This is a genomic window from Streptomyces cyaneofuscatus, from assembly GCF_042718795.1.
In the GTDB taxonomy this organism is placed as follows: Bacteria; Actinomycetota; Actinomycetes; order Streptomycetales; family Streptomycetaceae; genus Streptomyces; species Streptomyces cyaneofuscatus_A.
Window position 1 is genome coordinate 118142 of the sequence record NZ_JBHXOX010000029.1, and the last position, 7098, is coordinate 125239.

Annotated in this window: 7 protein-coding genes and 1 pseudogene; 3 read left to right on the top strand and 5 right to left on the bottom strand. The window is 72.7% G+C overall.

The window, feature by feature from the left end; translation table 11 throughout:
- Positions 1 to 94: 94 nt before the first annotated feature.
- The 3 genes from ACFWRT_RS29585 to ACFWRT_RS29595 all read right to left on the bottom strand — a co-directional run bounded on the left by ACFWRT_RS29585 (position 95) and on the right by ACFWRT_RS29595 (position 3237).
- Positions 95 to 631, bottom strand: coding sequence for an O-acetyl-ADP-ribose deacetylase (locus tag ACFWRT_RS29585; RefSeq protein WP_359212486.1), 537 nt, complete (start codon positions 629 to 631; stop codon positions 95 to 97).
- Between the two features lie 90 nt (positions 632 to 721).
- Positions 722 to 2137, bottom strand: coding sequence for a phytoene desaturase family protein (locus ACFWRT_RS29590; RefSeq protein WP_380952004.1), 1416 nt, complete (start codon positions 2135 to 2137; stop codon positions 722 to 724).
- A gap of 254 nt (positions 2138 to 2391) precedes the next feature.
- Complete coding sequence (locus ACFWRT_RS29595; RefSeq protein WP_380952005.1) at positions 2392 to 3237, bottom strand: inositol monophosphatase family protein; 846 nt, start codon at positions 3235 to 3237, stop codon at positions 2392 to 2394.
- Between the two features lie 950 nt (positions 3238 to 4187).
- Here ACFWRT_RS29595 and ACFWRT_RS29600 point away from each other — a divergent pair.
- Together ACFWRT_RS29600 and ACFWRT_RS29605 are read left to right on the top strand one after the other, a co-directional pair.
- Positions 4188 to 4379: a hypothetical protein gene (locus ACFWRT_RS29600; protein WP_380952006.1), complete on the top strand. Its 192-nt coding sequence runs from the start codon at positions 4188 to 4190 to the stop codon at positions 4377 to 4379.
- 377 nt (positions 4380 to 4756) lie between these two features.
- Positions 4757 to 5452: a type 1 glutamine amidotransferase domain-containing protein gene (locus tag ACFWRT_RS29605; protein WP_380952007.1), complete on the top strand. Its 696-nt coding sequence runs from the start codon at positions 4757 to 4759 to the stop codon at positions 5450 to 5452.
- Positions 5453 to 5535: 83 nt separating this feature from the next.
- On the opposite strand, the gene ACFWRT_RS29610 is transcribed toward ACFWRT_RS29605, so the two are convergent.
- On the bottom strand, positions 5536 to 5901 hold the full coding sequence (locus tag ACFWRT_RS29610) for a Zn-ribbon domain-containing OB-fold protein (RefSeq protein WP_359533523.1): 366 nt from the start codon (positions 5899 to 5901) through the stop codon (positions 5536 to 5538).
- Between the two features lie 191 nt (positions 5902 to 6092).
- The gene (locus tag ACFWRT_RS29615; RefSeq protein ID WP_380952017.1) at positions 6093 to 6833 is read right to left on the bottom strand and encodes a TetR family transcriptional regulator; all 741 of its coding nucleotides are present in this window, start codon (positions 6831 to 6833) and stop codon (positions 6093 to 6095) included.
- Between the two features lie 182 nt (positions 6834 to 7015).
- On the opposite strand from ACFWRT_RS29615, the pseudogene ACFWRT_RS29620 reads away from it, so the two are divergent.
- Positions 7016 to 7098: pseudogene (locus tag ACFWRT_RS29620) on the top strand (electron transfer flavoprotein subunit beta); the annotation flags it as partial.

The following is a 7098-nucleotide window of genomic DNA, read 5'->3' on the forward strand; positions in this document are numbered from 1 at the left end:
GCTGGCGGAAATCCGACATGGGCCTCGGGGGCCGCAGACCGTGGGCTCGCAGACCGTGGTGGGCCCGTGGAGCCGCCGCCGCGGCCACCGGGTGTCAGCCGCGCATCGCGAGGACTTCCTCGAACTCCACGTACGCGTGCGCGTCGAAGAGCACGAACCGCACCTCCTCGACCGGGGCCACGGTCTCGGCGAGCACCGTACGCACGGCGATCCGCGCGCCGTCGTCCATCGGCCAGCCGTAGATGCCCGTCGAGATCGCCGGGAACGCGACGGTCCGGGCGCCCAGCTCGGCGGCCAGGTGCAGGGATTCGCGGTAACAGGAGGCGAGCAGCGCGGAGCGGTCCTGGGCTCCGGAGAAGACCGGGCCGACCGTGTGGACCACCCAGCGCGCGGCCAGGCGGCCGGCGGTGGTGGCGACGGCCCGGCCGGTGGCCAGGCCCTTGCCGTACTGCGAGGCGCGCAGCTCCCGGCAGGCGGCGAGGATCTCGGGGCCGCCGCGCCGGTGGATGGCCCCGTCGACCCCGCCGCCGCCGAGGAGCGAGGAGTTCGCGGCGTTGACGATGACGTCGGCGGACTGGTCGGTGATGTCACCGCGGACCAGGCGGACCGCGGGCGTGACGGAGGTGCTCATGCGGACATCATGCCGCGCTCCGCGTGCCCGCGCCGCCCGCTCGCGCGGACCGGGCCCGGCGACGGCACCGCGCCGCTCACGGCGGTTGATTCAGGCGGCGCGCAGGTGACGCCATACGGCCTTGGCGGCGTGGTGGCCGGACATGCCGTGGACACCGGGTCCGGGCGGGGTCGCCGAGGAGCAGAGGAAGACCGCCGGGTGCGTGGTCGCGTACGGGACGCGGGCGAGCTTGGGGCGGATCAGGGTCTGGAGGCCGGAGAAGGCTCCGCAGGCGATGTCGCCGCCGACGTAATTGGCGTTGCGGGCGGCGAGTCGGGGCGGGCCGGAGACCGCGCGGGCCAGCACCAGGTCGCGGAATCCGGGGGCGAAGCGCTCCAGCTGGCGTTCGATCACGTCGGTGGCGTCGCCCTCCCAGCCGGCCGGGACATGGCCGTACACCCAGAAGACGTGGCGCCCTTCGGGGGCGCGGGAGGGGTCGGTGAGGCTCGGCTGGGCGGTGATGAGGAAGGGGACGGCGGGGTCGCGGCCCTCGACGGCGGCCCGCAGCGCGGTGTCGATGGTGCGGGCGTCGGGGCCGATGTGGACGGTGCCGGCGCGGCGGGCGGCCTCGGCGGTCCAGGGGACGGGGCCGGAGAGCGCGTAGTCGATCTTGAAGGCGGAGGCGCCGTAGCGGTAGTGGCTGTAGGCGGAGCCGAGGCCGGCGATGCGGGCGAGCGCGGAGGGCGAGGTGTCGAAGATGTAGGCGCGAGCGGGCGGGAGTTCGTCCAGCCGCTTGACCTCGCTGCCGGTGCGGATCGTGCCGCCCTGTTCGCGGAGGTAGGAGGCGAGGGCGTCGGAGATGGCCTGCGAACCGCCGCGCGGGATGGGCCAGCCGTTCTCGTGGGCGGCGAGCGCGAAGACGAGGGCGATGGCGGAGGTGGCGAAGCCGCTGGTGGGAGCTATGGCGTGGGCGGCGAGCCCGGCGAAGAGGCCGCGCGCCTTCTCGCCCTGGAAGCGCCGGGAGACCCAGGAGGCGGGCTGGAGGCCGAGCAGCCCGAAGCGGGCCAGTCGGTACGGATCTCGGGGCAGGCCGTCCCAGGGGGTGCGCAGGAAGTCGGCGGCCAGGGTGTCCCAGCGGCCGGTGAAGGGGGCGACGAGGCGGCGGTAGGCGCCCGCGTCGGCGGGGCCCAGCGTCATCGCGCTCGCGCCGACGGAGCGGGTGAGCGCGGCGGCGGTGCCGTCGGGGAAGGGGTGGGCGAGGTCGACCTCGGGGTGCAGCCACTCAAGGCCGTGCCGGGCCAGGGGCATCGCGCGGAACGCGGGCGAGCCGATGCCGAGCGGGTGCACGGCGGAGCAGGGGTCGTGCCGGAACCCCGGCAGCGTCAGCTCCTCGGTGCGGGCGCCTCCGCCGACGGTGTCGTGCGCCTCGTGGACCTCCACGGCGAAGCCCCTGCGGGCCAGTTCGGCGGCGGCGGTCAGCCCGTTGGGCCCGGCCCCCACGACGACCGCATCGAGCATCGAGGTCACCTTGGGACTCCTTCGTCGGCCGGCAGGCGGAACCCCAGGGTATTCGGGCCCACCGACAGCGCGGACCCGGGGACCCCGGAGCCCGGAGCCCGGCCGGGACACGGGCCGGCCGGACCGCCCGGGGCGGGTCAGCCGACCGGGGTCGGTCAACCGCCCGGGGTGGGTCAGCCGACCGGGGCGGGTACGCCGCCCGGGACGGGTCAGCCGACCGGAACAGATCCGCCGACCCGGGCGGGTCAGCCACCCGGAGCGGATCAGCCGCCCGCCCTCAGGGCGGCCAGGACGCGCTGGGCGGTGGCCTCGTCGCGGGCGGCCGTGAACGGCAGGTCGTTGCCGCCCGCGATGCGGTACGGGGCGCCGGACAGGGTCGCCTGGGCGCCGCCCGCCTCGGTGACCAGGAGCAGGCCCGCCGCGTGGTCCCAGGCCAGCTCCCAGTTGAAGGCCACGGCGTCCTGGTCGCCACGGGCGACCGCCAGGTATTCGAGCCCGGCCGAGCCGCAGGGGCGGGGGGCGATGCCTTCGGTGCGCAGGCCGAGCAGGGCCCGCTTCTGCGCCTCGGTGGTGTAGTCCGGGTGCGACATCGCCACGGTCAGCACGTCGCCGGGCGCGGGCGAACCGGACCGTATCGGCGCGCCGTTCAGCGTGGCGCCACGGCCGCGTACGGCGACGGCCATCTCGCCGAGCACCGGTGCGTACGTCCAGGAGGCGTGGACCTCGCCGTGCAGGGCGAGGGCGACCAGGGTGCAGAAACCGGCCTCGCCCCGGACGAACTGGCGGGTGCCGTCGACCGGGTCGACGATCCAGACGGGGGCGTCGCCGCCGAGGGCGTCGTAGACCGCCGGGTCGGCGTGGACGGCCTCCTCGCCGACGACGACCGAACCGGGCAGCAGCTTGGTGAGGGCGGCGGTGAGGTGCTCCTCGGCCAGCCGGTCCGCGGCGGTGACCAGGTCGTGCGGGCCGCTCTTCTCGATGATCTCGTGGGCGGCGAGCTTCCGGTGGCGCGGCATGATCTCGGCCGCGGCCGCGGCGCGCACGGCCGCCTCGACCTCGGCGAGCGGTCCGGTGTGCCCGGCGGTCCCGTACAGGAAGTCATCGATCATGGCTCCAGCTAAGCACGGTCCGCCAGGCGCCCTCACCCCGGGTGAAACCTGACATATCCGGCGCAGGACCGAATGTCGGACAGCGGCCGCAAAATGCGCACAGGCACAAAGGACGCGTCAATTTCCCCGGCATATTCTTGACCCCCGGGTAAAAATCCGCTGCGTGACAAATGGAGGCACTGCGGTTACTGTTGGCCCGGATTCGGGGTGGAGCTCACGCAATGATTCACCCTCGTACGGCCTTGAGTAGCCACCAGACTGGAACGCACATACATGGCGGCGCCCCGGGTCGCCACTAGCCACCGTGTCGCCCTCCGTGCGGCTCGGGCCCACTGTTCCCGCGGATTTCACAGCGCCTTAACGTGCGCACCGAAGCCTGGTCCCGGGCGGGAAATCCCATTCTCGCGCGAACTGTCTACGCGCCAGAGTAGCTGTCGTAAGAAGAAGGAATTCCGCCTGAGCCCCGCCTTCGATCGCCCGGACCCACACCGGGAGTGAACGCCCGCCCGGCGGGGCAGGCGCGCTCCGATCACATGGTTCAGTACATTCACAGCCTCACCTTTGATACGCAAGGCGATTGTCGATCTGTTCCGGGGCGATCCGAGCGTCACCGTACCGGGCGGCTGCCCGCATCCGACCGCCGTGGGCAGCCTTTCCGGGCTTCGGCCGGACGTGGCGCTGGTGGAGTACGAGCAGGGGCAGAGCGTGCGCGGCAATCAGGCGTACTGGAGCGGCACCCGGGTCATCCTCCACAGCAGGGACAACACCCCCCGCAGCGTGGTGGATTGCATCAGGGGCGGGGCGGCCGGGGTGGCGGGTCTACCTCAACCGGCTGGGCGAGAACGCTCCCGAGTACCTGGACGTCTTCTCCGCCTCGTTCTGCCGGTATTTCGGCGCCTCGCACACCGCGTACCGCTACGCCCTCACCCGGCGCCGGCAGGACGCGGTCGATGTGCTCCTGCCACCCGGCCGACCCCACCGGTCACCACTTCGCCCGCAGCCATCCCAGCGGCCCGGACAGTTGGCGCACGGTCGAGGCGCTGGCGGGCCGCCACCGCGAGCTGCTGCTGGTCGCCGGGCACGCGGGCTGGCCCGATGTGCGGGAGATGCTGCTCACCGCCGCCCGGCACCCGGGGGTCTAGCTGGAGTTCTCCTCACACCGGCCCCGCCACCTGCCCAAGCCCGGATCGGGCGGGGAGCCGCTGCTCCACCACGCCCGGGGCATGGCCCGCGACCGGGTCCTGTTCGGCACCTCGACCTGGGTCAATCCGGGCCCGACCGGTGCGCTGGCCGACGAGCACCCTCGCGGGCTGAGCCACCCGGAAGCCTCCGGGTGATTCGCCGGAAGCCTCCGGATGATTCGGACGGGCTGCGGCGGGCAGGCGATCCGCCGTCCGGCCGATCACCGCCGACCCGTCGGAACCCACTTTCCGGCACACGTCGGCCGGACGCGGATCCTGGCCGGACCGGGCCTACGGTCGGCCAGGTCAGCCCACCCCGACCGACGGAGATGTACGACATGGCAAAGATCCTTTTCGTGGTGACCGGCGCGGACCACTGGACCCTCGCGGACGGCACGGCCCATCCGACGGGCTTCTGGGCCGAGGAGGCCGTGGCCCCGTACCAGGTGTTCACCGGCGCCGGTCACGAGGTGGTCGTCGCCACCCCGGGCGGCGTCGTCCCGACCGTGGACCGCGGCAGCCTGGCCCCCGACGTCAACGGCGGCCAGGAGGGCGCCGACAAGGTGGCGGCCGGGCTGGAGGCGTTCGAGGAGCTGCGGCGGCCGGTCGCGCTGGAGGACGTGGACCTGGACGCGTACGACGCCGTCTTCTACCCGGGCGGCCACGGCCCGATGGAGGACCTCGCGGTGGACCCGGCCTCCGGGCGGCTGCTCACCGAGACCCTGGCGTCGGGCAAGCCGCTCGGCGTCGTCTGCCACGCCCCGGCGGCGCTGCTGGCCGCCACCGGCGCCGACGGCACCAACGCGTTCGCCGGCTACCGGCTGACCGGCTTCACCAACACCGAGGAGACCCAGGCGGGCTTCGCGGACAAGGCCAAGTGGCTGCTCCAGGACCGGCTGGTGGCACTCGGTGCGGACTTCCAGGAGGGTGAGCCCTGGGCACCGTTCGTGATCACCGACCGGAACCTGGTCACCGGTCAGAACCCGGCGTCCGCCACACCGCTGGCCGAGGAGCTGCTCAAGCGGATCGGCTGAAGCAAGCAGATCGGCGGCTGACCGAGACGCTCCGGTCACACCCGCGCCCCGGCCGGCCCGTGAACGGCTGACGTGCGCGGGTGTCACCAGTCCCGCTGCCCCGGCGGCTCGCAGAGCTCCAGGACCACGGCGCCCGAGTCCGGCTCCTCCCCCGCGAGGGGCTTCACCCGGGCGCCGACCGTCACCATCTGCGGTGCGGCGCCGACGACCTGGCAGCGGAAGACGAAGCCCTCGGCGAAGCGGACCAGGGATTCGTTGCGCGCCGCCTCGGTGTAGCGGTGCACCACGGCGGTCCGTACGACCACCCCGTGGCCGGTGGTGCGTTCCGGCTCCAGTTCGCTCGACGCGCACACCGGGCAGAGCAACCGCCGGAAGGAGGCGGTGCCGCACCAGCGGCAGCGGTTGTAGGAGAGGCCGCACTCCTCGTGCGCCTTCTGGACGGTGCCCATTGCTGCCTGAGACACGGATCGACCCCCTGCGCTCGACTTGGACGCGCCGCACCTGGCTGACGGCGCGTCCGCACCATATGGCACTGAGTGCCGAAGAGTAAAGGCACTGAGTGCCGATTATTACCGAGTTCTTGCCGCGCGCTCGCCGCTCACGCGCCGAGGACGCGGCTCGGTCCCGCCGCCGATACCGCTCAGCTCTCGCCGACGGCCGCCTCGATCTGCTGCACGACGCGCCACATGGGGGTGCCTTTGGCGGCCACCATGACGATGACCTCGTTGTCGCCGGATCCGGCGGTGATGCCGCCGGCAGGCACCGGTTCCTCCGCCTGTTTCCCCGCCTGTTTCCCCACCCGTTTCTCCAGCGCGGGCGAGGGCTCGGCGGGCCGGTCCCACACGTCCCGCACCAGGTCGAGGGCATGGTCCACGGCCGCCTCGGGGTCCCCCGCCCCGCCCGAACGCAGCCACAGCCGCAGCCCGTTGTTGTGCGCGGCGACCACGGAGGCGGCGATCACCTCGGCCCGCAGCTCCCCGTCACCGTCCGCCCCGAAGCTGCGCCGGAGGTGACCGGCGAGCGTCTGTTCGTAGCGGCGCACCACGGAGAGTTCGTACGTCCGCAGTCCGGGCACCTCCCGAGTAAGCCGGTAGCGCTGTACGGAGAACTCGGGGTCGGCCGCATACATCCGGAGCACGATCCGCGCCGCGTCGCACACCGCACCCACCGGATCGGCGTCGTCCACGGCGGCGAGGAACTCCGTCATCTCGGCGAGACAGCGCTCATGATCCGGGAAGACCACGTCCTCCTTGGAGGGGAAGTACCGGAAGAAGGAGCGCCGCCCCACCCCGGCCCGCGCCACGATGTCGTCGACCGTCGTCCGTTCGAAGCCCCGCTCCAGGAAGAGCTGGAAGGCCGCCTGGGCGAGCACCTCCCGCATGGGTGCCTTCTTCTCGGGTCCGCGTGCCTCGCTCATGCGGCGAAACGTAACACCGGAAGGAGGATTTTGGCACTGGGTACCTTTACAGAGGGTACTGAGTACCATAAGGTCACCCTTAGAAACCACACCCAGGTGGGACCCGATCGGCAGGGAACCACACCCAGGTAGGCAGGAGAGCCGGCGTGAGCTTGAGGATCGTTGTCTGTGTGAAGTACGTGCCCGACGCGACCGGTGACCGGCATTTCGCCGATGACCTGACGCTGGA